Annotated in this window: 22 protein-coding genes; 12 read left to right on the top strand and 10 right to left on the bottom strand. The window is 73.8% G+C overall.

Annotated features, from left to right (window positions below; genetic code table 11):
- Positions 1–70 precede the first annotated feature (70 nt).
- The gene (locus H1D33_RS16055) at positions 71–2,611 is read left to right on the top strand and encodes a malectin domain-containing carbohydrate-binding protein (protein ID WP_181572358.1); all 2,541 of its coding nucleotides are present in this window, start codon (positions 71–73) and stop codon (positions 2,609–2,611) included.
- Positions 2,612–2,819: 208 nt separating this feature from the next.
- Positions 2,820–3,206 (top strand): VOC family protein, encoded by a 387-nt coding sequence (locus tag H1D33_RS16050; protein WP_181572359.1) that lies wholly within the window; start codon positions 2,820–2,822, stop codon positions 3,204–3,206.
- Positions 3,207–3,262: 56 nt separating this feature from the next.
- Here H1D33_RS16050 and H1D33_RS16045 read toward each other — a convergent pair whose 3' ends face one another.
- The 4 genes from H1D33_RS16045 to H1D33_RS16030 all read right to left on the bottom strand — a co-directional run bounded on the left by H1D33_RS16045 (position 3,263) and on the right by H1D33_RS16030 (position 8,911).
- A complete protein-coding gene (locus tag H1D33_RS16045) occupies positions 3,263–4,042 on the bottom strand; it encodes a hypothetical protein (RefSeq protein WP_181572360.1) in 780 nt (259 codons plus the stop codon).
- Positions 4,043–4,225: 183 nt separating this feature from the next.
- On the bottom strand, positions 4,226–6,289 hold the full coding sequence (locus H1D33_RS16040; protein WP_181572361.1) for a 3-hydroxyacyl-CoA dehydrogenase NAD-binding domain-containing protein: 2,064 nt from the start codon (positions 6,287–6,289) through the stop codon (positions 4,226–4,228).
- On the bottom strand, positions 6,286–7,482 hold the full coding sequence (locus H1D33_RS16035; protein ID WP_181572362.1) for a thiolase family protein: 1,197 nt from the start codon (positions 7,480–7,482) through the stop codon (positions 6,286–6,288). Before H1D33_RS16035 ends, H1D33_RS16040 begins: the two co-directional genes overlap by 4 nt.
- 106 nt (positions 7,483–7,588) lie before the next feature.
- A complete protein-coding gene (locus H1D33_RS16030; RefSeq protein WP_181572363.1) occupies positions 7,589–8,911 on the bottom strand; it encodes a ribonuclease D in 1,323 nt (440 codons plus the stop codon).
- A gap of 484 nt (positions 8,912–9,395) precedes the next feature.
- Between H1D33_RS16030 and H1D33_RS16025 the strand changes: the two genes are divergently transcribed.
- Positions 9,396–10,667 carry a S1C family serine protease gene (locus H1D33_RS16025; protein ID WP_479686836.1) on the top strand — a complete coding sequence of 424 codons (1,272 nt, stop codon included), beginning with the start codon at positions 9,396–9,398 and terminating at the stop codon, positions 10,665–10,667.
- A gap of 78 nt (positions 10,668–10,745) precedes the next feature.
- On the top strand, positions 10,746–11,561 hold the full coding sequence (locus H1D33_RS16020; protein WP_181572365.1) for a hypothetical protein: 816 nt from the start codon (positions 10,746–10,748) through the stop codon (positions 11,559–11,561).
- A 116-nt stretch (positions 11,562–11,677) separates the two neighbouring features.
- On the opposite strand, the gene H1D33_RS16015 is transcribed toward H1D33_RS16020, so the two are convergent.
- Positions 11,678–12,250 (bottom strand): DUF3000 domain-containing protein, encoded by a 573-nt coding sequence (locus H1D33_RS16015; protein WP_181572366.1) that lies wholly within the window; start codon positions 12,248–12,250, stop codon positions 11,678–11,680.
- 182 nt (positions 12,251–12,432) lie between these two features.
- On the opposite strand from H1D33_RS16015, the gene hemE reads away from it, so the two are divergent.
- Genes hemE through hemQ form a run of 3 tightly spaced genes read left to right on the top strand, consistent with a single transcriptional unit; the run spans position 12,433 to position 15,642 of the window.
- Entirely contained in the window at positions 12,433–13,524 is a 1,092-nt protein-coding gene (hemE, locus tag H1D33_RS16010) for a uroporphyrinogen decarboxylase (RefSeq protein WP_181572367.1), read from the top strand.
- A gap of 10 nt (positions 13,525–13,534) precedes the next feature.
- Positions 13,535–14,944: a protoporphyrinogen oxidase gene (hemG, locus tag H1D33_RS16005; protein WP_181572368.1), complete on the top strand. Its 1,410-nt coding sequence runs from the start codon at positions 13,535–13,537 to the stop codon at positions 14,942–14,944.
- The gene (hemQ, locus tag H1D33_RS16000) at positions 14,941–15,642 is read left to right on the top strand and encodes a hydrogen peroxide-dependent heme synthase (protein WP_181572369.1); all 702 of its coding nucleotides are present in this window, start codon (positions 14,941–14,943) and stop codon (positions 15,640–15,642) included. The genes hemG and hemQ overlap by 4 nt, the downstream gene beginning before the upstream one ends.
- Positions 15,643–15,747: 105 nt before the next feature.
- Here hemQ and H1D33_RS15995 read toward each other — a convergent pair whose 3' ends face one another.
- The 3 genes from H1D33_RS15995 to H1D33_RS15985 all read right to left on the bottom strand — a co-directional run bounded on the left by H1D33_RS15995 (position 15,748) and on the right by H1D33_RS15985 (position 17,733).
- Complete coding sequence (locus H1D33_RS15995) at positions 15,748–16,863, bottom strand: lytic polysaccharide monooxygenase auxiliary activity family 9 protein (RefSeq protein ID WP_181572370.1); 1,116 nt, start codon at positions 16,861–16,863, stop codon at positions 15,748–15,750.
- Between the two features lie 110 nt (positions 16,864–16,973).
- A complete protein-coding gene (locus H1D33_RS15990; RefSeq protein ID WP_181572371.1) occupies positions 16,974–17,414 on the bottom strand; it encodes a GNAT family N-acetyltransferase in 441 nt (146 codons plus the stop codon).
- A gap of 58 nt (positions 17,415–17,472) precedes the next feature.
- Entirely contained in the window at positions 17,473–17,733 is a 261-nt protein-coding gene (locus H1D33_RS15985; RefSeq protein WP_181572372.1) for a Prokaryotic metallothionein, read from the bottom strand.
- A gap of 159 nt (positions 17,734–17,892) precedes the next feature.
- Here H1D33_RS15985 and H1D33_RS15980 point away from each other — a divergent pair, with 159 nt between their 5' ends.
- A complete protein-coding gene (locus H1D33_RS15980) occupies positions 17,893–18,168 on the top strand; it encodes an isoamylase early set domain-containing protein (protein WP_181572373.1) in 276 nt (91 codons plus the stop codon).
- A gap of 5 nt (positions 18,169–18,173) precedes the next feature.
- Here H1D33_RS15980 and msrB read toward each other — a convergent pair whose 3' ends face one another.
- Positions 18,174–18,584, bottom strand: a complete 411-nt coding sequence (gene msrB / locus H1D33_RS15975) for a peptide-methionine (R)-S-oxide reductase MsrB (RefSeq protein ID WP_181572374.1) — start codon at positions 18,582–18,584, stop codon at positions 18,174–18,176.
- Between the two features lie 47 nt (positions 18,585–18,631).
- Between msrB and ligD the strand changes: the two genes are divergently transcribed.
- The 4 genes from ligD to H1D33_RS15955 all read left to right on the top strand — a co-directional run bounded on the left by ligD (position 18,632) and on the right by H1D33_RS15955 (position 23,856).
- Positions 18,632–19,663: a non-homologous end-joining DNA ligase gene (gene ligD / locus H1D33_RS15970; RefSeq protein WP_181572375.1), complete on the top strand. Its 1,032-nt coding sequence runs from the start codon at positions 18,632–18,634 to the stop codon at positions 19,661–19,663.
- A gap of 58 nt (positions 19,664–19,721) precedes the next feature.
- Positions 19,722–21,959: an ATP-binding protein gene (locus H1D33_RS15965; RefSeq protein ID WP_181572376.1), complete on the top strand. Its 2,238-nt coding sequence runs from the start codon at positions 19,722–19,724 to the stop codon at positions 21,957–21,959.
- Positions 21,960–22,191: 232 nt separating this feature from the next.
- On the top strand, positions 22,192–23,250 hold the full coding sequence (locus H1D33_RS15960; RefSeq protein WP_181569654.1) for an IS110 family RNA-guided transposase: 1,059 nt from the start codon (positions 22,192–22,194) through the stop codon (positions 23,248–23,250).
- A gap of 147 nt (positions 23,251–23,397) precedes the next feature.
- A complete protein-coding gene (locus tag H1D33_RS15955; RefSeq protein WP_181572377.1) occupies positions 23,398–23,856 on the top strand; it encodes a peptidoglycan-binding domain-containing protein in 459 nt (152 codons plus the stop codon).
- A gap of 162 nt (positions 23,857–24,018) precedes the next feature.
- Here the strand turns inward: H1D33_RS15955 and H1D33_RS15950 are convergent, their stop codons facing one another.
- Positions 24,019–24,861, bottom strand: coding sequence for a hypothetical protein (locus tag H1D33_RS15950; protein WP_307755198.1), 843 nt, complete (start codon positions 24,859–24,861; stop codon positions 24,019–24,021).
- Between the last annotated feature and the right edge of the window lie 791 nt (positions 24,862–25,652).

The raw sequence follows: 25,652 nt of genomic DNA, 5'->3' as shown, positions 1-25,652 counted from the left end.
GACGGGGGTGCCGGCGTGGCCCAGGGTGAGCGGAGCGACACGCCTCACCGCTCAACCTACGGAGCTGCCCGTGACCCACCCCTCGGCCCCGCGCCGCCGCGCCCTCGCGGTCCTCGCCGCCGTCGCGCTCACCGCGGCCGGCCTGGCCCCGGCCGCCCCCGCCGGCGCCGCGCCCAACCACACCGCCGTGGTCAAGGCCGTCCCCTCCACCGCCTCCCCGGACATCGTGGACGGCACGGTCGACGCGATCCACGACGCCGGCACGAAGATCATCGTGTCCGGCTCGTTCCACACCGTGCAGAACCGGAACTCCGACACCGACATCCCGCGCAACTACCTGCTCGCCTTCGACAAGGCCACCGGCACCGTGGACACGGCCTTCGCGCCGACGGTCGACAACGAGGTGTACGCGGTCGTCGCCGGCCCGACCCCCGGCACGGTCTTCGTCGCCGGCAAGTTCAACACCGTCAACGGGGTGACCCGGCGCAAGGTGGCGCTGCTCGACGTCGCCACCGGGGCGCTGGTCACCGGCTTCGCCCCGCCCGCGTTCAACGGGCTGGTCAACGACATCGCCCTGGTCGGCAACCGGCTGCTGGTCGGCGGCATCTTCACCACGGCCGGCAACACCAACCCGCGCGGCGGGCTGGCCTCGCTCAACGCCACCACCGGCGCGGTCGACACCTACCTCACCACCGCGCTGACCGAGCACCACAACTACGACGGCGTCAGCGGCTCCAACGCCGGCGTCGGCGCGGAGAAGCTCGCCGCCTCCCCGGACGGCACCACACTCGTCGTGATCGGCAACTTCAAGAAGGCCGACGGCGTGCTGCACGACCAGATCGTCAAGCTCGACCTGGGCGCCACCGCCGCCACCGTGGCCGACTGGAACACCAGCCGCTACACGCCGCGCTGCGCCTGGTGGGCGTTCGACTCGTACATGCGGGACGTCGCGTTCGCCCCGGACAGCAGCTACTTCGTGGTGGTCACCACCGGCGCGCCGAACGGCGGCACGCTCTGCGACGCCGCGGCCCGGTGGGAGGCCGCCGCGACCGGCGCCGAACAGCAACCGACCTGGGTCGACTACACCGGCGGCGACACCTTCCTGTCGGTCGCCGTGAGCGAGCAGGCGGTCTACGTGGGCGGCCACTTCCGCTGGCTGAACAACAGCGCCGGCGGCGACAACGCCCGGGCCGGCGCGGTCGGCCGGCCCAGCATCGCCGCGCTCGACCCGCGTACCGGCCTGCCGCTGTCCTGGAACCCGGGCCGCCACCCGCGCGGCATCGGCGCGTCCGAGATGCTGGTCACCCCGTCCGGGCTCTGGGTCGGCGGGGACACCTCGTGGATCGGCAACTTCCAGTACCGCCGGGAGCGGATCGCGTTCTTCCCGCTGGCCGGGGGCACCGCCCCGCACCCGACCACCTCGGCCACCCTGCCCGGCACCGTCTACCAGGCCGGCGTGCCGAAGCCGACGAACGTGCTGTACCGGGTGAACGCCGGCGGTCCCGCGGTCGCCGCCACCGACGGCGGGCCGGACTGGGCGGTCGACGACGGCGGCAGCCCCAGCCCGTACCACAACAGCGGCAGCTCCACGGCGGGCTTCGCCGCGGTCGGCTCGCTGGACGCCACCGTGCCGGCCGGCACGCCCGCCGCCCTCTACAGCGACGAACGGTACGACCCGGCCGGCGCGCCGGAGATGACCTGGCAGTTCCCGGTGCCCGCCGGGACCGAGGTGAAGGTGCGGCTCTACCTGGCCAACCGGTACGACGGCACCGCCGCCGCCGGCACCCGGGTCTTCGACGTGGCGCTGGACGGCGCCACCGTCCTCGACGACCTCGACCTGTCCGCCGGCGTCGGGCACAACGTGGGCACCATGCGCGAGTTCACCGTGGTCAGCGACGGCACCGTCGACCTGGAGTTCCGCCACGTGGTGGAGAACCCGCTGGTCGACGGCATCGAGATCGTCAAGACCGGCGCCCCGCCGGCCGGCACCGGCGACGAGGTGCAGGCCCGCTCCTACGACGGGGTGAGCACGGTCGGCGCGGCGAGCCCGGTGGCGAACCCGGACGGCACCGCCTGGTCCACCGCGCGGGGCGCGTTCTGGGTCGGCGGCACGCTGTTCTACGGCATGAACGGCGCGCTGTGGCGGCGCACCTTCGACGGGACCACGTTCGGCGCCCCGGCGCTCGTCGACCCCTACCATGACGCCTACTGGGACGCGGTGGAGACCGACTCCGGGCCGGCCGGCCAGACGTACGCCGGGGTGACCACCGGTTTCTACGCCGAGATCCCCAACGTGACCGGCATGTTCCACTCCGGTGGGCGGCTCTACTACACGCTCGCCGGGCAGAGTGGCCTGTTCTGGCGCTGGTTCACCCCGGACAGCGGCACGGTCGGCGCGGACCGGTTCACGGTGGCCGGCTCCGGCGGGCTCGCCGACGCGGGCGCGGTCTTCGTCGCCGGCAACACGCTCTACAAGGTGAACCGGAGCACCGGCGACCTGTCCACGACCGACTGGGCGGGTGGCGCGCCGGGCACCACGTTCACGGTGCGCAGCGGGCCCGCGCTGGACGGCACCGACTGGCGCGCCCGCGCCGTCTTCCTCGGCCCGTGAGTAAGGAGGGGCCCCTCCTTAACGTTTTCGGTAGAGGAGGGGCCCCTTCTTAACACCTTGCGAGGCGGGCGCGGGCGATGGCAAGATCGCCACGTCAGCCGAGAGGTGGAAGGGGGTGTGGTGATGTTCGATCCGTTCCGTCCCGCGCCCCGCGTTCCCCGCTGACCTCCGCACTCCGCCGGGGCGCATTCCCATCGGAGGAAGCACCATGAGTGCACAGATCCACTGCGTGACCGTCGAATCCGACGACCCGTACGCCCTGGCCACCTGGTGGGCCCGGGTGCTCGACCGCAAGCTGGGTGACGACGACTTCCCGGGTGACCCGGAAGCCGTCCTCGTCGCGCCCGGCGGGCACGGCCCCGACCTGCTCTTCGTCCAGGTGGGCGAGCGGCACGGCAAGGGCGCGTTCCACCTCGACCTGCACCCGGCCGAGGGCACCCGGGACACCGAGGTGGCGCGGCTGCGTGACCTCGGGGCCACGGAGGTCGCCGACCAGCGGCGGCCGGACGGTTCCGGCTGGGTGGTGCTGGCCGACCCGGAGGGCAACGAGTTCTGCGTCTGCCGCAGCCAGGCGGAACGCGCCGCCTCGGCCTGACCCGGAAACGACGCCGGGCCCCCGCCGTCGGCGGGGGCCCGGCGCTGCGAACGGGGTCAGTCCTGCTTCTCGACCTCGCCGCGCAGGGTGACGAACTCCGACTGGAACTCGGCGGCGCTCTTGAAGTAGACCACCATCATGCCGAGGCTGCCCTTGTCGGCCCAGACGCAGACGCCCACCGGGACGTCCTGGGCCTTGCCGTCGCTGCACTTGGCGTCGCCGCCGAGCGGACCGGCGTCGACGGCCTTGAAGTCCTTCGTGCCGAGGTCCGGGGTGACCGCCGTGATGGCGTCCGCCATCTCCTTCTTCGGGTCGGCGATGATGCCGGACACGCCGACGATCATGACCAGGTCCTTCTTCGCCGGGTCGCCGTAGAAGGCGCCCGCCGTGCTGGTCGCGTTCGGCACGTCCTTGCCGAGCTCGGACTTCATCTGCACGGCCGCGTTCTGCAGCGACGGCTCGGTCACCTTCGGCCGGCCGCCCAGCGTCGCGGGCTCGACCACCCGGGTCTTGCTGGCGTTGACGGCCTCCTTGACGTCGTCACCGGCGGCGGCCCAGATGGCGATGCCACCACCGACGCAGAGCACCAGGACGACGGCCAGGACGATCAGCAGGATCTTGCCGGCCCCGAACTTCTTCTTCGGCGGGACCGGCGCGCCGAACTGGTCACCGCCGTACGGCGGCTGCTGCGGGTAGTCACCGCCGTACTGCGGCTGCTGCGGTGCCGGCGGGTAGCCGCCGTCGTGCTGCGGCTGCTGCGGCGGCTGGTAGCCGCCGTGCTGCTGCGGGGGATTGGGGTTGTTGCCGGGGTAGGGGTTGGACGGCGGCTGGGACATGAAGGCAGCTCCTGTGAGAATTCTGGACGCGTGATGGTAGCCATGGCCACCGACGGTCCGCTGTCCGCCCGGGACCGGTGTGACGAAACCGGGACCCTTCCGTGACCGGGCCCGAAACGACGAAAGCGGTGGCCGCACCGTCCGAAACGGACGGCACGGCCACCGCGATCGATGGCCCGTCGGTCAGCGCAGGCTGGCCGCGCCGCGCGGCAGGAACCGTCGGCCGGTCACCCGCTCGGAGGTCCCGGTCCGATCCAGGTACGGCGTGACGCCGCCCAGGTGGAACGGCCAGCCGGCGCCGAGGATCATGCACAGGTCGATGTCCTGCGCCTCGGCGACGACGCCCTCGTCGAGCATGAGCCGGATCTCCTGCGCCAGCGCGTCCAGCGCGTTCTGCCGCACCTGCTCGGCGGTGAGCGGCTGGTCGCCGACCACCAGCAGCTTCGCCACCTCGTCGTTGATCTGGTCGTCGACCACGATCGGCTGGCCCGAGTCGGCGATCCGCCTGAGGTTCTCGCTGACGTCGAACCGGTCCGGGAACGCCTCGTGCAGGGTGCCGCCCACGTGGTACGCCACGGCCGGCCCGACGAGCTGGAGCAGCGCGAGTGGACGCATCGGCAGGCCCAGCGGGTCCAGCGCGCTGTTCGCCACGTCCAGCGGGGTGCCGGCGTCGACGGCGGCGAAGACGGTGCCCAGGAACCGGGTCAGCAGCCGGTTGACGACGAACGCCGGGGCGTCCTTGACCAGCACCGACGACTTCTTGAGCTGCTTGCCGACCGCGAACGCGGTGGCGAGGGTGGCGTCGTCGGTCCGCTCGCCGCGGACGATCTCCAGCAGCGGCAGCACCGCGACCGGGTTGAAGAAGTGGAAGCCGACGACCCGCTCCGGGTGCTCCAGGTCGGCCGCCATCTCGGTGATCGACAGCGAGCTGGTGTTGGTGGCGAGCACCGCCTCCGGCTTGACGATCTTCTCCAGCTCGGCCCAGACCTGCTTCTTGACGCCCAGGTCCTCGAAGACGGCCTCGATGACGAAGTCGGCGTCGGAGAACACCGACTTGTCGACCGAGCCGGACACCAGGCCGTACAGCTTGGCGGCGGTGCCCTTGTCCATCCGGCCCTTGCTGACGGCCTTCTCGATCTGGGTGTGCACGTAGCCGACGCCCTTGTCCACCCGGGACTGATCAAGGTCGGTCATGACGACCGGCACCTGCAACCGCCGGGCGAACAGCAGCGCGAGCTGGCTGGCCATCAGGCCGGCGCCGACGATGCCCACCTTCGTCACCGGCCGGGCCATGCCCTTGTCCGGCGCGCCGGCCGGACGCTTGGCCCGCCGCTGCACCAGGTCGAACGCGTACAGGCCGCTGCGCAGCTCCTCGGAGAAGACCAGGTCGGCCAGCGCCTCGTCCTCGGCGGCGGTGCCGGCGGCGAAGTCGGCGTCCTTCGCGGTCTCCAGCAGGTCCAGCGCCTTGTACGCGGCCGGGACCGCGCCGTGCAGCCGCTGGTCGAGGGTCTGCCGGGCGAAGTAGAGCACGCCCGCCCACATGTCCTTGTCGACCTCGGGACGGGTCACCGTGACCTCGCCCCGGACCACGCTGGCGGCCCACTCCAGCGACCGCTCCAGGAAGTCGGCCGGCGCCAGCAGCACGTCCGCGATGCCCATCTCGGCGGCCTGCTTCGGCTTGAGCATCTTGTTCTGCATCAGCGGGTTCTGCAGGATCACCTGGGTGGCGGCCGGGATGCCGATCAGGTTCGGCAGGAGCTGGGTGCCGCCCCAGCCGGGCACCAGGCCGAGCGAGACCTCGGGCAGCGCCAGGGCCGCCGCGCCCGCCGACAGCGTCCGGTAGTGGCAGTGCAGCGCCAGCTCCAGGCCGCCGCCCATCGCCGCGCCGTTGACGAACGCGAACGTCGGCACGTCGCTGTCCTTGAGCCGGGCGAAGACCCGGTGGCCGAGGCGGCCGACCTCCAGCGCCTGCTCGCGGTTCTCGAGCTGCGGCAGGCTGGTGATGTCCGCGCCCACGCAGAAGATGTACGGCTTGCCGGTGACCGCGACGAACGCCGGGTTCGCCGCGAGGGCGGCGGTGATCGCCTCGTCCAGGCTGGTCAGACCGCCCGGGCCGAAGCTGTTCGGCTTGGTGTGGTCGAAGCCGTTGTCCAGGGTGATCAGTGCGGCGGGCCGGTCCAGCCCCGGTACGTTCACCTGCCGCAGCAGCGCCTTGGTGACGACCTCGTTCGGTGCGGCGAGACTCACTTGTCCTCACCCTTCCAGTTCGGGTTCTCCCAGATGACCGTGCCGCCCATGCCGATGCCGATGCACATGGCGGTGAGGCCGTAGCGGACCTCGGGGTGCTCGGCGAACTGCCGGGCGAGCTGCGTCATCAGCCGGACGCCGGAGGACGCGAGCGGGTGCCCGATGGCGATCGCGCCGCCCCAGGCGTTGACCCGGGGGTCGTCGTCGGCGATGCCGAAGTGGTCGAGGAACGCGAGCACCTGCACCGCGAACGCCTCGTTCAGCTCGAACAGGCCGATGTCGTCGATGCTCAGGCCGGCGATGCGCAGCGCCTTCTCGGTCGACGGGATCGGGCCGACGCCCATCACCTCCGGCTCGACGCCGACGAACCCGTACGACACCAGCCGCATGCCGACCGGCAGGCCCAGCTCGCGGGCGGTCTCCTCGGCGACGAGCAGCGCGGCGGTGGCGCCGTCGTTCAGGCCGGCCGCGTTGCCCGCGGTGACCTTGCCGTGCGGGCGGAACGGGGTCTTCAGCCCGGCCAGCTTCTCCATCGAGGTGTCCCGGGGCGCCTCGTCCACGGTCGCCAGGCCCCAGCCGCCCTCGTCGTCGCGGATCGCGACCGGCACCAGGTCGCCCTGGAGCTTGCCGTTGGCGTACGCCTTGGCGGTCTTCTGCTGGGAGGCGAGCGCGAACGCGTCGGTGCGCTCCTTGGTGACGTGCGGGACGCGGTCGTGCAGGTTCTCCGCGGTCGCGCCCATCACCAGGGCGGACGGGTCGACCAGCTTCTCCGCGACGATGCGCGGGTTGGGGTCGACGCCCTCGCCCATCGGGTGCCGGCCCATGTGCTCGACGCCGCCGGCGATGGCCACGTCGTAGGCGCCCATGGCGATGCCGGAGGCCACCGTGGTGACGGCGGTCATCGCGCCCGCGCACATCCGGTCGATGGCGAAGCCGGGCACGGTCTTCGGCAGGCCGGCCAGCAGGGCGGCGGTGCGGCCGATGGTCAGGCCCTGGTCACCGATCTGGGTGGTGGCGGCGATCGCCACCTCCTCCACCTTCTCCGGCGGAAGCTGCGGGTTGCGGCGCATCAGCTCGCGGATGCAGCGGATCACCAGGTCGTCGGCGCGGGTGTTGCCGTACATCCCACCCGCCTTGCCGAACGGGGTACGGACGCCGTCGACAAAGACGACATCTCGAACTTCACGGGGCACTGGGAGCCTCCCTCGGCACTGGCCATTTCTCCGGATGCTACTCGCCAGTAACCAAACGCGTCACCACCCCCCGTGTGGCCCACCCCACACCCCGTCCGGCCCCGGGTCAGGGTGCGGGCGGGCGCAACGCCTCGGTGAGCGCGGGCAGGAGCAGGCCGAGCTGCCACTCCCGGGCACCCAGCGCGCGCAGCGTCTCCGCCACCGTCCCGTCGCTGATCTCCTCCGGCGGCTGCCAGGCCAACCGGCGGATCGAGTCCGGCGTGATCAGGTTCTCCGCCGGCAGCCGGTGCGCCGCGGCGGTGCCCACCACCACCTCCCGGCAGCGGGCCAGCCGGCCCGCCGCGACCGGGTCGCGCTCGGCCCACCGGTGCGGCGGGGGCGGACCCTCCACCGTCGGGCTCGCCGGCAACGCGTCGTCCGGCAGTTGGCGTGCGTCGTCCAACGCCGCCAACCAGGTACGCGCCAGCCGGCGCACCGAGCGCCCCCCGAACCCGGGGAGGGTCAGCAGCGTCTTCTCGTCCTTCGGATCCAGCTCGGCGGCCGCCACGATGGCCGAGTCCGGCAGCACCCGACCCGGCGCGGCGTCGCGCCGCGCGGCGATCTGGTCCCGGGCGTACCAGAGGGACCGGACCCGCGCCTGGGCGCGCGCGCCGCGGACCCGGTGGATCCCGGACGTGCGTCGCCACGGCTCGGCGCGCACCCGCGGCGGGCGGGCGCCGTTACGCACCAGCGCGGCGAACTCCTCCGCCGCCCAACCGGACTTGCCCTGCCGGTCCAGCTCCTCGTCGAGCGCGTCGCGCAGGTCGACCAGCAGCTCCACGTCCAGCGCCGCGTACGTCAGCCAGGACTCCGGCAGCGGCCGGCTCGACCAGTCCGCGGCCGAGTGGTGCTTCTCCAAGCTGAAGCCGAGGAGCTGTTCGGTCAGCGCGGCCAGGCCGACCCGCTCGAAACCGGCCAGCCGGGCGGCCAGTTCGGTGTCGAACAGCCGGCGCGGGCGCAGCCCCAGCTCGGCCAGGCAGGCGAGATCCTGGCTGGCGGCGTGCAGCACCCACTCGGCCTCGGCGATCGCCGCGTCGAGGGCGGACAGGTCGGGCAGCGGCAGCGGGTCGACCAGCGCGGTGCCGGCGCCGGCGCGACGCAACTGCACCAGGTAGGCGCGCTGGCTGTAGCGGTATCCGGAGGCGCGTTCGGCGTCCAGGGCCACCGGGCCGGTGCCGGCCGCGAAGCGGGCCACCACCTCGTCGAGCTCGGTCGAGGAGGCCACCGGCGCGGGGGTGCCGTCGCGCGGCGCGGTCAGCGGGACGGCGGCGCCCGTGTCGGTCTCGGTCCCCGCGTCCGCCGGCTCCGGCACGGCCGACGACGGATGCGGAGACACCTCTCCCGTACGGCTTTCGGCGGCCCGACGGCGCAGGGGTGGTTCGTCGGTCACCTGACAACCCTAGTGGGCCGGACGATCCGGTGCGCGCAGCCGGTCCGGCGCGTGTCGACGAGATGTCCGTCAGGTGTCCGGAACGAGGCGGGTTGCGCGGGGGTGAGAGGGTCGGACAACGGGGGAGACAAACCCCGTTCCCGCCGGTACGGTCCATCGAGCCGTGAGCGGCGCGGGGGCGACCGGGCAACGGTCGGTGCGCCGGCGCGGCCGGCGGGGAGGACGGACGATCATGGCAGGCGGCTACGGAACCGGCGAGGGCGTGCCGGGGCGGGACGGCGACGGAACGGCCGACCGGCCGGGGCCCCTGCCGCCGCGCATCGCCGCACCGGGCACGGGTCACCCGTCGTACCCGACGTTCGGCGCCGGCCAGCCCGGCGCGCCCCAGCCCCCGGCAGCCTTCGGCGCGACGTACCCGGCCCGGTCCGACGCCGCCGGCCCACCGTCCCACGCCGCCGCCGCCGCGCGCGCGGCGGCGCCGGTCGTGCCGGCCCAACCGAACTCCGGCCCGTCCTACCCGGGCTCGTCCTCCTACCCGGGCCAGCCGGCGTCGGGCTCGTCCTACCCGGGCCAGTCCGTGCCGGGGTCGTCGATTCCGGGTCAGTCGTCGGGCTCGTCCTACCCTGGTCAGTCGTCGGGCTCGTCCTACCCCGGTCAGTCGTCGGGCTCGTCCTACCCCGGTCAGTCGTCGGGCTCGTCCTACCCCGGTCAGCCGGCGTCGGGTCCGTCCTACCCGGGTCAGCCGGCGTCGGGACCGGCCCATGCCGGCGCGTCCACGTCAGGTTCGTCGTATCCGGCACCGCCCGCCCCCGGGGGCCCGCCGGCGTCGGCCTCCCCGTACCCCGGGCCGCCGGTGTCCGGCCCGGCGTTCCCGGGCCAGCCGATCTCGGGCCCGGCCTACCCGAGCCAGACCACCGCCGGCCACGGCCAGCCGGGGTTCGGCGCGCCGCCGCCCGGCGTACGCCCCGGCCCGTCCGGCCGCCGCGGCTGGCCGGCGGTGCTCGCGCTGGCGCTGGCCGGCGTGCTGGCCGTGGTCACCGGCGTGCAGGCGTACCAGATCCACCGGCTGGACGACCGGCTCGCCACCGCCGACCGGCGGGCGGCCGAGGGGCAGGGCGCGGACGCCCGCCGGCTCGACGGGCTCGAACAGCGCGCCGGAAGCCTGGAGAAGCAGGCCGGCGCCGCCTTCAATCCCGAGGCGGTGGCGAGCGCGGTGCTGCCCAGCGTGTTCCGGGTGCGGGCCGGTCAGTTCACCGGCACCGCGTTCGCGATCGGCAAGGCCCCGTCCGGCGGCGGCACCACGCTGCTGACCAACTTCCACGTGGTGGAGTCGGTCTTCGCCGCCGGTGAGCGCAAGGTGTTCCTGGAGCGCAAGGACCAGCGGTTCGAGGCGACCATTGTCGCCACCGACAAGGACAAGGACCTGGCGCAGCTACGCACCACCGCGAAGTTCGGCGGGCTGGTCGCGGCGCGCACCCCGGTCAAGTCCGGCCAGCAGATCGTGGTGGTGGGCGCCCCGCTCGGGTTGCAGGACAGCGTCACCACCGGCGTGGTGAGCGCCTTCCGGCAGGACGAGGGCGGTTCCGGCCCGGTCATCCAGTTCGACGCGCCGATCAACCCCGGCAACTCCGGCGGTCCGGTGATCAACGGCTCGAAGGAGGTCGTCGGCATCGCCACGGCCAAGGCACGCGACGCCGAGGGCATCGGGCTGGCGGTGCCGATCAAGACGGCCTGCGACCGGTTCGAACTCTGCTGAGCGGCGGACCGACCGCGCCGCCTCGACCCCGGCCCGTCGGGCCACCCCGCGGGGGACCAGCACATCTGGAGGAACGACATGTCCCAGCCACCGACCGGAGCGGGTGACCACCAGCCGCCGGGCGGCACGGTGTACGGCAACCCGTACGGCAGCCGGCCCACGCCCCCGTCGTACGGCCCGGCGCAGCCCGACCCCACCCGGCCGCAGCCGCCCGTGCCGGGCCAGTACACGCCGGGCGCCGCCCCGGTCCCCGCGCCCGGCGCGCCGATGTCGGCCCCGCCGGTCTCCGGTGCCGGTTATCCGCCGGTCTCGGGTGGCGGCTATCCGCCGGCGTCCGTCCCGCCCGGCTCCGCTCCCGGCTACGGCGGGCAGCCGATGTCGGCCCCGCCGGCCGCCGGCGGAGGCTTCGGGTCGCAGCCGATGTCCGGGCCGCCCGGCCCGCCGTACGGGCCGGACGGGTACGGCGCGCCCGCACCCGCGCCGGCCGGCGGTGGCCGGGGACGGACCACGCTGGTCCTCGCCCTCGTGGCCGGGCTGCTCTTCGTGCTCGGCGGCGTGATGACCGGCCTCTACGTCACCACCAACGGCAAGCTCGACAAGGCCGAGCGGCAGGTCAGCCAGCGTGACGGCACCATCGCGGCGAACCAGCGGGAGTTGGAGAAGCTGCGGGGTGAGATGAAGACGATCCAGGACCGGCTGGCCGACACCCAGCAGGACCTGACCGGCACCAAGAACGACCGGGACGAGCAGACCCGGCAGAAGAAGGTCATCGCGAGCTGCCTGGACAAGCTGACCACCGCCATCGCGGCCGCGTCGCGCGGTGACCGGGCGGCCTTCGAGGCGGCAAACAAGGGGCTGGACAAGATCTGCGACGAGGCCGAGAACTACGTCTGAGCCTCTCCCCGGTCGATCATGAGGTTGGCGGCGTTCTGGATCTCTACGACCGCCGCCAACTTCATGATCGACGGCGTCCGGCCGGGTGGGGCGGGGGGGGGTGGGGTGGGGTGGGGTCAGGCGGCGCCGGCGGAGCGGCGGGTGGGCAGCGCGGTCACCCCGGGCGGGGGCAGGCCGGCCGTGGAGGCCAGCAGCGTGCACCAGCCCAGCAGGTGCGGGCCCAGGTCCGCCCGCAGCGGCGTCCAGGAGGCGCGGATCTCGATGTCACCGGCCGCCGGCGGCCCGGCCAGCTCGCCGAACCGGGTGGAGAGCGTCTGGGTGACCGTGCCGCCGATCGCCCGGTGCCCGGCGCCCTGCGCGGCCAGCGCGTCGGTCAGCCAGGTCCAGCCCACGCCGGGCAGCAGCGGATCGCTGGCCAGGTCGACCTCCAGCTCGGCGGTGACGTAGGTGACCAGCCGCAGGGTGCCCTGCCAGGCCTCGTGCCCGGCCGGGTCGTGCAGCAGGATCAGCCGGCCGGTGGCCACCTCGTCGTCGTCGCGCAGGACCGCCGCGGAGAGGGCGAACGCGTACGGGGCCAGCCGCTGCGGAGCGCCCACCTCCTCCAGCACGATCTCCGGGCGGGGTGTGGCCGACCGCAGCCCCGCGACCGCGCGAGCGAACGTTTCCGGGAGCGCGATCGGGGGGGCCATGCCGGCAGCCTATGCCGCCTGCGCCGTGCGGTGGGTGAGGGCGCGCCGGGCGCGTCGCGGGGCCGGGTGTTAAGCGGGGGCCCCTGCTCTACCGGAAGCGTTAAGCGGGGGCCCCTCCTTCTACGTCACAAATGGGGGCGGTGCGGGTGGGTGTGGTCCGGACCCGTGGCACGATTGCCGCGATGAGCACGGACACCACGGGCACTGCCGCCCGAGACGGAGAACCCCGCCGGGGCCGGCCGGCCGACTCGCCCTTCGTGCGCGCCTGCCGGCGGGAGCCGGTGCCGCACACCCCGGTCTGGTTCATGCGCCAGGCCGGCCGGTCGCTGCCGGAGTACCGCGAGATCCGGGCCAGCGTGCCGATGCTGGAGTCCTGCCGCCGGCCCGAACTGGTCACCGAGATCACCCTCCAGCCGGTCCGCCGGCACGGGGTGGACGCGGCGATTCTGTTCAGCGACATCGTGGTGCCGGTGGCGGCGGCCGGGATCGACCTGGACATCGTGCCCGGCACCGGGCCGGTGGTGGCCGAGCCGGTGCGCACCGCCGCCGACGTCGAGCGGATCGCCCCGATCGGCCGCGACGAGGTGTCCTACGTGGACGAGGCGGTCCGGCTGCTCGTCGCCGAGCTGGGCGACACCCCGCTGATCGGGTTCGCCGGCGCGCCGTTCACCCTCGCGAGCTACCTGGTCGAGGGCGGGCCGTCGCGGACCCACGCGAAGACCAAGGCGATGATGCACGGCGACCCCGACCTGTGGCACGCGCTCTGCGCCCGGCTGGCCGAGGTGACGCTCTCCTTCCTGCGGGTGCAGATCGACGCGGGCGTCTCCGCCGTGCAGCTCTTCGACTCGTGGGCCGGCGCGCTCTCCGAGGCCGACTACCGCCGCTTCGTCATGCCGCACTCGTCGTACGTGCTGGGCGGGCTCGCTGACGCCGGCGTGCCGCGGATCCACTTCGGGGTGGGCACCGGCGAGCTGCTGGCCGCGATGGGCGAGGCCGGCGCCGACGTGGTCGGCGTCGACTGGCGTACGCCGCTGGACGTCGCCACCGGCCGGATCGGCCCGGACAAGGCGGTGCAGGGCAACCTCGACCCGACCGTGCTGCTCGCGCCCCGGCCGGTGGTGGAGGCCGAGGTGCGGCGGATCGTCGAGCAGGGTCGGGCCGCGCCCGGCCACGTGTTCAACCTCGGCCACGGCGTCCTGCCGGAGACCGACCCCGACGTGCTGACCCGGGTGGTCGCGCTGGTGCACGAGCTGTCCGCGCGACCGGCCCGCTAGGGGCGTCGTCGTGGCGCGACCGTGGCGGGTGGCGATCGTCGGCGGCGGGATCACCGGGCTGGCCGCCGCCGTCCGGTTGCGCGACCGCGCCCCCGCCGGCACCGAGATCACCGTGTACGAGCAGTCCGGCCGCCTCGGCGGCAAGCTGCGCACGGGTGAGCTGGCCGGCGGCCCGGTCGAGTTCGGGGCCGAGTCGTTCCTGATGCGTGACCCGGCCGGCGGGGAGTCGGCGGCGGTGACCCTGGCCCGCCGGCTCGACCTCGACGCCCGGATCGTGCACCCGACCGTCGGGCAGGCCGCCCTGCTGGTCGACGGCGGGCTGCGCCCGGTTCCGGGCGGCACGCTCGTCGGCGTACCCGGGGATCTGGAGAAGGTGGCGGCGGTGGCGCGGCCGGCGGCGGACGCCGACCGGGACGCGGGCCGCCCGCTGCTGGCCCCGGGGGAGGACCTGGCGGTCGGCCGGCTGGTCCGGGAGCGGCTCGGCGACGCCGTGGTGGACCGCCTGGTCGACCCGATGCTCGGCGGTGTCTACGCCGGCCGGGCCGACGACCTGTCGCTGGTCACCACCATGCCGGCGCTGGCCCGCGCGGCACGCGCCGAGCACACGCTCGTCGGCGCGGTACGCGCCGCGCAGGCCGCCGCGCCGCGCGCGCCCGGCGCGCCGGTCTTCGGCACCCTGGCCGGCGGCCTGAGCACGCTCGTCGAGGCGGCGGCGACGGCGAGCGGGGCGACGATCCGCCGCGACGCCGCGGTGCGGGAGTTGCGGCGCACCCCGACCGGCTGGCGGCTCACCGTCGGGCCGACCCGCGATCCCGAGCTGGTGGACGCCGACGCGGTGGTGCTGGCGGTGCCGGCCCGGCCGGCGGCCCGGCTGCTCGCCGGTGCGGCCGCCGAGGTGGCGGACACCGTGGGCGGGCTGGACTACGCCAGCGTCGCGCTGGTCACGCTCGCGCTGCCCGGCCCGGCCCTGCCGGAGCTGTCCGGTTTCCTGGTGCCGGCCGGGGAGGGCCTGCTGATCAAGGCGGCGACGTTCTTCACCACCAAGTGGGGGCACCTGCGCCGGCCCGACGGGTTGGCGCTGGTCCGCGCCTCGGTGGGCCGTTACGGCGACGAGACCTCGCTCCAGCTCACCGACGACGACCTGGCCGCCACCGTACGCCGGGAACTGTCGGCGGCGCTGGGTACGGCGCTGCCCGAGCCGGTGGCCCGGCACGTGCAGCGGTGGGGCGGCGCGCTGCCGCAGTACACGCCCGGGCACGCCGCGCGGGTGGCGGCGGCCCGGACCGCGCTGCGCGGCGTCCACCCGACGCTGGCCCTGGCCGGGGCCGGCTACGACGGGGTAGGCATCCCGGTCTGCGTCCGCTCCGGCGAGACGGCGGCCGAAGAGATCATCACGGCACTGGGAGGATCGGCAGCATGACCGAGCAGACCAACGCGGCGCGGCTGCGGGAGCTGAACGACACCATCCGCTACACCATGTGGTCGGTGTACCGGGCCACCAGCCCGCTGCCGTCGCTGCGGGAGAACGTCGTCGACGAGGTCGAGTCGCTCTTCGCCGAGCTGGCCGGCAAGGACGTGACGGTCCGGGGCACGTACGACGTGGCCGGGCTGCGCGCCGACGCCGACCTGATGATCTGGTGGCACGCGGAGTCCAGCGACGCGCTGCAGGACGCGTACCTGCGGTTCCGCCGCACCACGCTGGGCCGGGCGCTCACCCCGGTCTGGTCGCAGATGGCGCTGCACCGGCCGGCGGAGTTCAACCGCAGCCACATCCCGGCGTTCCTGGCCGACGAGGAGCCGCGCCCCTACCTCTGCGTCTACCCGTTCGTGCGCTCCTACGAGTGGTACCTGCTGCCCGACGCCGAGCGGCGGGAGCTGCTGGCCGAGCACGGGAAGATGGCCCGGGGCTACCCGGACGTGCGGGCCAACACGGTCGCCTCGTTCGCGCTCGGCGACTACGAGTGGATGCTGGCGTTCGAGGCCGACGAGCTGCACCGGATCGTCGACCTGATGCGTGACCTGCGGGCCTCCCGGGCACGCCGGCACGTGCGCGAGGAGGTCCCGTTCTACACCGGCCGCCGCCGCCCGATCGCCGACATCGTCACCTGCCTGGTGTGAAAGGCGGGGGCCCCGCTTAACGCTTTTGGTAGAGGCGGGGGCCCCGCTTAACACCGCGTGTTAAGCGGGGCCCCCGCCTAACCGGGCGGGGCGGGGGTGGGTGGGTCAGGCGGTGGTGGTGCAGGAGAGGATCCCGGGCACCGGGTTGGTGCCGGTCGACGTGCCGGTGAAGCCGAACGACGTGCTCGCCCCCGGCGACAACGCGCCGTTGTAGGCGACGTTCCGCGCCGTGACCAGTGTTCCGCTCGTGGTCACCGTGGCGTTCCACGCCGAGCTGACCTGCTGGCCGTTCTGGTAGTTCCAGCTCACCGACCAGCCGCGGATCGGCGAGCCGCTGCCGTTGGTCACCTTCACCTCGGCCTGGAAGCCGCCGCCCCACTGGCCGGTGACCTGGTACGTCGCGGTGCAGCCGCCGGCCGGGTTCGGCGTCGACGGCGGGGTGGACGTCGGGGTCGGGCTCGCGGTCGGCGACGTGGTGGGGGACGCGGTCGGCGAGGCGGTCGGGGAGGTCGTCGGCGACGGGCCGGCGCCGCCGAAGTCGACGTCGCTGCACAGGTAGTAGGACTGGTCCAGGTGGCTGGCCTGCCAGATGGTGTAGACGATGTGCCGCCCGGTGCGGCCCGGTGCGTTCGCCGGCACCTGGATCGACACGCCCGACGTCTCCGGCGTCCACTGGCTGGCCGGGGTGTTGCCGATCTGGCCGACCTGCTCCAGGTCGCTCCAGCGCAGCGGCGAGGTCAGCGCGTTGAAGCCCTGCTTCGTCACGTACACCCGGATGTAGTCGGCGCCGTGGCTGGCCTGGTCGTACAGCTTGATCCGGAAGTTGTTGGAGATCGACGTGGTCTTCCAGGCGCCGACCGTGTCGAGTGCGTTGTAGCGACCGGCGGAGGTACGGCCGCCGCTGCACAACTGGCCGTCCGGGATGGCGCCCTGGTGGTTGCCGGCCACGCCCTCACGGAACAGCCCGTTCCAGTTCCACATGGCGGCCGGGTCGGCCTGCCAGGCCTGCCAGCACATGGGGTCCTGGGTGGCCATCGCCGGGTTCTGGAAGTCGCTGCCCCAGCGCTGCCAGCAGCCGTAGTTGCGGGATGCCGGGTCGACCACGGACCCGTGCGCCGAGGCCGGGCCGGAGAACGCGGTGGTGAGCAGCGCCGCGACGACCGCGCAGACGCCGAGGATCGCCGCCGCGAGCGGTACGCGTCGGCGGGACGGAGTGGACATGTGAAGCCTCCGGGTGAGGTGTCGGTGCACGATGCCCGGACTCTCGGGAGTTGCCCTCTCCCGCGTGGCGGCTCGGTCCGCACGCTGCCACAGAAAGTGACAAACGTCAATTAGTTGGGATTCCGGCGCATCGGGGTGTGCGGGATCCCGTCCTCGACGTAACCGGGGCCGTCGACCGCGAAGCCGAGCCCGGCGTAGAACGGCACCAGGTGCGTCTGCGCGTCCAGCACGCACGGCCGGTCACCCACCACGGCGAGCGCCTCGGTCATCAGCGCACCGGCCAGGCCCGCGCCGCGGGCCGCCGGCGCCACCACCACCCGACCGATCCGCGCCACGCCGTCCGGGTCGGCCAGGATCCGCAGGTACGCCACCACGGCGCCGTCCCGGGTCAGCCAGAGATGCCGGGTGCCGGGCTCGACGTCCCGGCCGTCGAGTTCCGGGTACGGGCAGGACTGCTCGACCACGAACACGTCGATGCGCAGCCGGAGCAGGTCGTGGAACGTGCGGGTGTCCAGCTCGGCGAAGCCGGCCAGGTGGGACTCGACGGGCATCCCGACAGGCTAGGCGGCAACAGCGGGGCGGCTCCGACCCGGGCCGGTGTGCGGCGGCTCAGGCGGGACGGGCCCCGACCGCGTCGCGGATCTCGGCGCCCTGGTCGCCCTCGACCGCGCGGGCGCAGTGGGCGCAGCAGAAGAAGCGGCCGGAGACCTCCACGCCGTGCCCGACGATCTTGGTCTGGCAGTGCTCGCAGATCGGGGCCATCTTGTGCACGGCGCACTCGAAGCAGTCGAACGTGTGCCGGGCCCCGTCGACCGTGCGCACCTCGAACGCCATCCAGTAGTCGTTGCCGCAGACCTCACACGTTGCCATACGAAACCCCCCGAAAACGGACCTGTCATCCCAGGGTCGTACCGCGGACACGCGCGAGCAACCGGAACCGGCGAACCTGGTCCGGCCCGACGGCGAGTCGCACCCGGCGTGTCGCGCGTTGACCCCGGTGACGACCGCCGAGCAACCCCCGGAGGACCCGTGATCAAGCGCAACAAGCTCTTCGGCACCCAGACCCGAGTCACCTTCAGCCTGCCCCGGGACGCGCCGGCCGGCACGGTCAGCGTGGTCGGCTGCTTCAACGGCTGGCAGCCCGGCCGGCACGAGTTGGTGCCCCGCCGCGACGGCACCCGGACTGTGACCGTCCGGCTCGGCCCGGGCGACCACCACTTCCGCTACCTCGCCACCGGCGGGGTGTGGCTGGACGACGAGGCCGCCGACCACGTCGACGAGACCGGCGGCCTGCTGCGCCTGTGACCCGGTCAGCCGGCGCTCGGCTCCAACCGGACCGAGACCGAGTTGACGCAGTGCCGGGTGTCCTTCGGGGTGAAGCCCTCGCCCTCGAAGACGTGCCCCAGGTGGCTGTCGCAGCGCGCGCAGCGGATCTCCACCCGCCGCATGCCGAGCGTGTTGTCGGGGATCTCCTTGACCGCACCCGGGATGGCGTCGTCGAAGCTCGGCCACCCGCAGTGCGAGTCGAACTTGTCCTGGCTGCGGAACAGCTCCAACCCGCAGGCCCGGCAGTGGTAGACGCCGGGCGTCTTGGTGTCGACGTACTCGCCGGTCCAGGGCGCCTCGGTGCCGGCCTGGCGCAGCACCCGGAACTCCTCCGGGCTCAGCCGGACCCGCCACTCGTCCTCGGTGCGGGGCAGTTCGCTGTCGGAAAGACTCACGCCCCAACGGTACGTCGACTGTCGGTGCCATCGCATATGGTCGCCTGATGGCGGGCAGCAGAAGCGCCGTCGAGGAGATCGAGGTCGACGGCCGGGCCGTGCGACTGAGCAGCCCGGACCGGGTGATCTTCCCGCAGCGCGGCTTCACCAAGGCGGACGTCTTCCACTACTACCTCGCCGTGGGCGAGGGCATCATGCGCGCGCTGCGCGACCGGCCCACCACCCTGCAACGCTTCCCCGACGGCGTCGAGGGGGAGATGTTCTTCTCCAAGCGGGTGCCGACGCGCGGCGTACCCCCGTGGGTTTCGACGGCGGAGATCAGCTTCCCCAGCGGCCGCAAGGCCGACGAGCTCTGCCCGGCCGACCTGGCCCACGTGGCCTGGGCGGCGCAGATGGGCACCGTGGTCTTCCACCCGTGGCCGGTGCGCGCCGGCGACACCGACCGCCCGGACGAGCTGCGCGTCGACCTGGACCCGCAGCCCGGCACCGACTTCGCCGACGCGGTGACCGCGGCCGGCGAGCTGCGCGCCCTGCTCGACGAGCTGGGCGTGCCGGGCTGGCCGAAGACCTCCGGCGGTCGGGGCGTGCACGTCTACCTGCGCATCCAGCCGCGCTGGACGTTCGTCGAGGTGCGCCGGGCCACCATCGCGCTGGCCCGGGAGCTGGAGCGCCGCCGGCCCGAGCTGATCACCACCGCCTGGTGGAAGGAGGAGCGGGGCCGCCGGGTCTTCGTCGACTTCAACCAGACCGCGCGGGACCGCACCATCGCCTGCGCCTACTCGCTGCGCGCCAACGCCCGGGCCACCGTCTCCACCCCGGTCGACTGGGACGAGCTGACCGACGTCGACCCGGACGACTTCCACCTGGGCACGGTGCCGGCCCGCCTCGCCGAGCGGGGCGACCCGCACGCCGGCATCGACGACGCCCCGTGGGACCTCACCCCGCTGCTGGAGTGGGCCGAGCGCGACGCCGCCGACGGCCTCGGCGACCTGCCCTACCCGCCGGAATACCCGAAGATGCCCGGCGAGCCGAAACGCGTCCAGCCGTCCAAGGACCGCGACCGCCCGAGAGACGCCTGACCCGCCGGCGTCGCATGCCCGACTGCCCGCACCGATCGCCGTCGATACCGTCATCCCCGTGTTCGGAGAGGCCGTACGGGAGCTGCGCCGGCGCTGCGCGCTGACGCAGGAGGCGCTGGCCGAGAAGGCGGGGCTGTCGGTCCGGCACGTCCGGGACCTGGAGGCGGGTCGGATCGCGCGCCCCCGACCGGCGACGATGATGCTGCTGGCCGACGCCCTGGCGCTGCACGGGCCGGAACGGGAACGGTTCCTCGCCGGGTCGTCGGCGTCGGCCGACGGCGGCGCCGTGCCGGCGCAACTGCCCGCGGACGGCTTCGGGTTCGTCGGCCGGGCCGGCGCGCTGGCCCGCCTCGACGAGATCCTGACTCGGGCGGCGGACCAGCCGACCGCGATGGGACTCGCGGTCGTCTCCGGCACCGCCGGGGTCGGCAAGACCGCGCTCGCGGTGCACTGGGCGCACCGCGTCGCCGCGCACTTCCCCGACGGCCAGCTCCACGTCGACCTGCGCGGCTTCGACCCCGCCGGCACGCCGGTGAGCCCCGGTACGGCGCTCGCCGGGTTCGTCAACGCGCTCGCCGGAGCGGGTGAGCGCCCGCCCGCCGGCCTGGCCGAGCAGGTCGCCCGCTACCGCAGCCTGCTCAGCGGCCGGCGGGTGCTCGTCGTCCTGGACAACGCCGGCGACGCCGACCAGGTACGCCCGCTGCTGCCGGGCGCGCCGGGCTGCTTCGTCCTGGTCACCAGCCGGGCCCAGTTCCTGGGCCTGGTCAGCGTGAACGGCGCCCAGCCGGTCACCCTGGACGTCATGTCGGGCGCCGAGGCCCGCGAACTGCTCAGCCGGCGCCTCGGCGCGCAGCGGGTCACCGCCGAGCCCGACGCGGTCGACGCCATCGTCCTCGCCTCCGCCGGGTTGCCCCTGGCGCTGTCCGTGGTGGCCGCCCGCGCCGCCGTACACCCCGGCTTCCGGCTGGCCGAACTGGCGGCGGAACTCCACCCGGTCGCCGGACGGCTGGACGCCTTCGACGGCGGCGAGCCCGTCACCGACCTGCGGCGGGTGATGTCCTGGTCGTACCGGACCCTCGACGCGGGCACCGCCCGGCTGTTCCGGCTGCTCAGCGTCCATCCGGGCCCGGACTTCACGCTGCCGGCGGCGGCCAGCCTCGCCGGGACCGCGCCCGCCCAGACCCGCCGCGACCTGGCCGCGCTGACCCGCGCGCACCTGCTCACCGAACACCGCCCCGGCCGGTTCACCTGCCACGACCTGCTCCGCGCGTACGCCGCGGAGCTGACGGCGGCCGAGGACGGCGAGGCCGACCGGCACGCGGCCCGGGCCCGGCTGCTCGACCACTACCTGACCGTGGCGTACGCCGCCGACGAGCTGGTCTACCCGCAGCGGGACCGGCTCCCGGTCGACCCGCCCGGACCCGGGGTCACGCCGGTGCCCCTGGCCGATCGGGACCAGGCCCTGTGGTGGTTCACCGAGGAGCGCCCGGTGCTGCTCTCGGCGCTGCGGCTGGCGGGCGGCCACGGCTTCGACCGGCACACCTGTCACCTCGCCTGGGCGATCACCACCTACCTCAACCAGCGCGGCTACTGGGAGGACTGGACCGGCAGCCTGCGGGCGGCGTTGTCGGCCGCCGAGCGGCTGGGCGACGACCGGCTGGAGGCGTACGCCCACGGGGTGCTCGGCTTCGCCGGCATCTCGCGGGACCGGCTCGCCGACGCGCGGCACCACCTGGAGTCGGCGTACGAGAGGTACCGGCGGCTGGGCGACCTCGCCGGGCAGGCCCGGGTCGAACTCAACCTCGGGTGGATCCACGACCGGACCGGCCAGCCCGAGCAGGCGCTCGCCCACGCCCGGGAGGCGCTGCGCCTGCACCGCCGGGCCGGGCACGTCACCGGCCAGGCGTTCGCGCTCAACGCGGTCGGCTGGTCCCACGCGCAGCTCGGCGATCACCGGGCCGCGATCGAGAGCTGCGAGCAGGCCCTGGCCCTGTTCACGTCCGCCGGAAACGTGCTCGGCCAGGCCATCACCTGGGCCAGTCTCGGCCACGCCCACCTCCAGCTCGACGCGTTCCCCGACGCGGTCGGCTGCTATCGGCACGCCGTCCGCCTGCGCCGCGAGATCGGCCACCGGCAGTTGGAGGCGGACGCGTTGGTCAGTCTCGGCGACGCGCACCTCGCCGCCGGCGACGCCGGGTCGGCCCGCCAGGTGTGGCAGCAGGCGCGGGACATCCTCGCGTCGCTGGCGGAAGCCGGCACCGACACCGTCGACGCGAAACTCGCCGCGCTGCGCTGACAGTGAGGATGTAGGAGCGGTCACCCGGCTGTCTGACCCTTGCGCTGACCGACGGTTGCTGTCCTTCGCTGGATCTGTCGACTGTCCGGGTGACCGCTCCTGCACGTCACTGGCTGGGCGTTCGTGACTTCATAGGAGCCTGTGCGAGAGGCCCCGTCACTGTCTTGTCCGCCTGCCCGGCGGGTGCGTGCCGACCCTGTTCGGTGCGAGCGAGAGGGACGACGAGTTCAGCATGGCAGCCAAGAAGCGCCCGGTCACGGGTGGGATAGACACCCACGGCAAGACTCATCACGCCGCTGTCGTCGATCAGGCCGGCCGCGTACTGGGAGATCAGCAGTTCACCGCGACGCCGGCCGGCTATCGGGTGCTGCTGGCCTGGCTGCGGTCGTTCGGCCGGCTGATCAAGGTGGGAGTGGAAGGCACCGGCACCTACGGCGCAGGACTGGCCCGATATCTGGCCGGCGAAGGTGTTTGCCTGGTCGAGGTCGACCGGCCCGATCGCAAGACCCGCCGCAGCAAAGGTAAGTCCGACCCGATCGACGCGGTCGCCGCCGCCCGCGCGGCCCTGTCCGGGCAGGCCGCCGGCACACCCAAGACCCGCACTGGACCGGTCGAGGCCATCCGAGCGCTGCGCGTGGCCCGCCGGGGCGCGGTCAAGGCCCGCACCGCTGCCCTCAACCAGCTCCACGGCCTGATCACGTCAGCGCCCGATGCCGTGCGCAGCAGCCTGGCAGGGCTGCCCAGACCCGCGCTGATCACCACCTGCGCGAGCCTGACGATCGACGACACCGCCCTGACCGACCCTGTCCACGCGACCAGAGCCGCGCTACGCGCGGTCGCCACCCGAGTGCAGGCCCTCTACACCGAGATTGCCCTGGCCGACCGGCGGCTGCGCCCGGCAGTGGCAAAGACTGCCCCACGCCTGAGCGCGCTCTACGGCGTCGGACCTGAGGTCGCAGGGCAACTCCTAGCCACCGCCGGCGACAACCCCGACCGGCTGCGCTCCGAAGCCGCCCTCGCTCACCTGTGCGGCGCCGCGCCGATTCCCGCCAGCTCGGGACGCACCGACCGCCACCGCCTCAACCGCGGCGGCGACCGAGCAGCCAACAACGCTCTCTACACGATCGCGTTAACCCGCATGCGTTACGACCCGCGCACCCGTGACTACGTGCAACGACGCACCAAACAAGGTCTCGCCAAGATCGAAATCATGCGCTGCCTCAAGCGCTACATCGTCCGCGAAGTCCACGCCGCACTAATGGCCGACTTCGCCGCACTCAACACAGCTTGACTTCCATAGGAGCATCCGGCGGAGAAGTGCCGGTCAATCTCCGGTCCGGCTCCTGTCCCGGCCCGGCGGCGGACGAAACCATTGTGGAACCAGCCGCGCGCCGCAGCGCCGCACGCGCGACCCGCACCTCGACCAGGGGGTTCTCCCATGCTTCGACGTCTCGTCCGCCTCGGCCTCGCCGCCGCGCTCACCGCCACGACCGCGGGCGGCGTGGTCGCCGTCTCCGCACCCGCCCAGGCCGCCCTGCCGCACTGCAACGGCGCCGGCGTCTACACCTCCACCTGGTCCGGCGCCCGCGGCGCCACGGCCTGGATCCCGGCGTACGTCAGCAGCACGATCAACTTCAACTGTCTGCTGATCCGCGGCGACCACAGCTCCGGCGTCGGTGAGCTGCAGCGGACGTTGCAGGGCATCTACGGCAAGTACCTCGGCCCCAGCGGCGTCGACAACGACTTCGGCGGCTACACCCAGAGCGCGTTGCGCAGCGTCCAGTCCGACATCGGCATCTCCGCCGACGGCGAGTACGGTCCGCAGACCCGCGACCACCTGTGCTGGCGCTGGACCGGCAGCGACAACTCCTGCATCTGGCTCAACAACAACCACTGACCCACCCCACCCCGCCCCACCCCGCCCTCGCCCTCGTCCCGTCCCGCTCCGGCGCGTCGATCTTGGAGTTGTGGCTCCTCGAATGTCGAGTTTGCGCCCTTTGTTTGGTGCCACAACTCCATGATCGACGGAGGAGGGGCGGCGCGGGGCGGGACCCGGGGTTCAGGCTGTGGTGAGGAGGGTGCGGATCTGGGTCTGGATGTGGTTCGGGCGGTGGTAGAGGTCGGTGGCGGTGTAGACGCGCATGCGCCAGCCCTGCTCGGCCAACCAGTTCAGGCGCGCGCGGTCGTGGTGCAGGCGGGCCGGGTCGAGGTGAGAACGACCGTCGTACTCGACGCCGATCCGCTGCCGGCGGTAGCCCAGGTCGAGCCGGTAGATCGGCACACCGTCGCCGTCGAACACCCAGAGCTGCGGCTCCGGCGGAGGTAGCCCGGCGTCGACCAGCAGCAGGCGGAGCTGGCTCTCCTGCCGGCACTCCGCGCGCGGGTCGGCCAACCCGATCAGGTGAGCCGCCTGCCGTACGCCCCGCAGGCCGGCATGCCACGCCAACTCGGCCAGCAGATCCTCGCGCCGGCAGGCGCCCACCCGGAGGCAGAGGTCAAGCACCGGCAGCGCGTCGGACCGGCGTACCACCCGGGCCAGGTCGACGGCGCAGCGCGCGGCCGGGGCGCACGGCACCCCGGCGACCTCCACCACGCCGGCCACCGGCAGCACCGAGCTGTGCACGGCCACGCCCCGGATGCTCGGCACCCGGCCGCCGGCCGGCACGATCACGTGCACCCGGCCGTCGGCAGCGGCCCCGAACCGGTGCAGCCGAGCGCCGGTGTGGAACCCCGCCACCGTGCCGGGCGGCAGCCGACGGAACAGCGCCCGCAACCGGCTCGTCTCGTCGTCCGCCATCCCGTAGACGCCCCGGGACAGCCGTCCCAGCCGTCCCGCCTCCACCCGGTGCCGGACCGCCCCGCGCGTGATCCCACCCGCCCGCAACTCGTCATACCGCCACACCCCCGCCACCCTTCCCGCCCCACCCACCTCCCGTCCGCCCCTGTGGACAACCCCCGTCTCCGTGCCCGCCTTGCCCACCTCCGCCCGGCCCACCGCGCTGCCTTGCCTCCGCCTCGCGCACTCGCCCCATCCCGCGCCGCCCGCCTCTGCCTGCCCCGCCGACGCCCTCGCCTGCCCCGCTCATGTGCCTGCCCCGCTCACGTGCCTGCCCCGCTCACGTGAGCGGGGCAGGCACGCCTCGCTCATGTGCCTGCCTCGCCTCGCTCATGTGCCTGCCTCGCCTCGCTCACGTGCTTGCCTCGCCCGCGTGCTCGCCTCGCCCGCGTGCCGACGCGCCTGTCCCGGCTCCCGCGCGCGTCCCGGCTCCCGCGTGCGTCCCGCTCCCGCGCCTGACCCGTTCCCGCGTTCCCGCGCCCGCCTCGCCCTGCCTCCGCCCGTCCCACCCGTCGATCTTGGAGTTGTGGCACCTCTCAAAGCGCGCATTCACGACATCAGAGGCGCCACAACTCCAAGATCGACGTGTGGGCGTGGCGAGGGGCGTGTGGGCGTGGCGAGGGGCGTGTGGGCGTGGCGAGGGGCGTGTGGGCGTGGTGAAGGGCGTGCGGGCGGGGGTGAAGGGCGTGCGGGCGAGGCGAAGGGTGTGCGGGCGAGGTGGGCGAGGTGAGGGCGAGGTGGGTGAGGTGAGGGCGAGGGGTGAGATGGGGACGGGAGCGGGAGGGGCGAGTAACGATCTTGTAACGGGCGCGAACCTTTTGCTGGGGCTCGTGGGTCTTCCTGGTCATCGGCTCACC

This window comes from Micromonospora ferruginea (assembly GCF_013694245.2).
Classification (GTDB): domain Bacteria; phylum Actinomycetota; class Actinomycetes; order Mycobacteriales; family Micromonosporaceae; genus Micromonospora; species Micromonospora robiginosa.
Note: the sequence above shows the minus strand (reverse complement) of the source record. Positions and strands in the feature narration are given on the sequence as shown.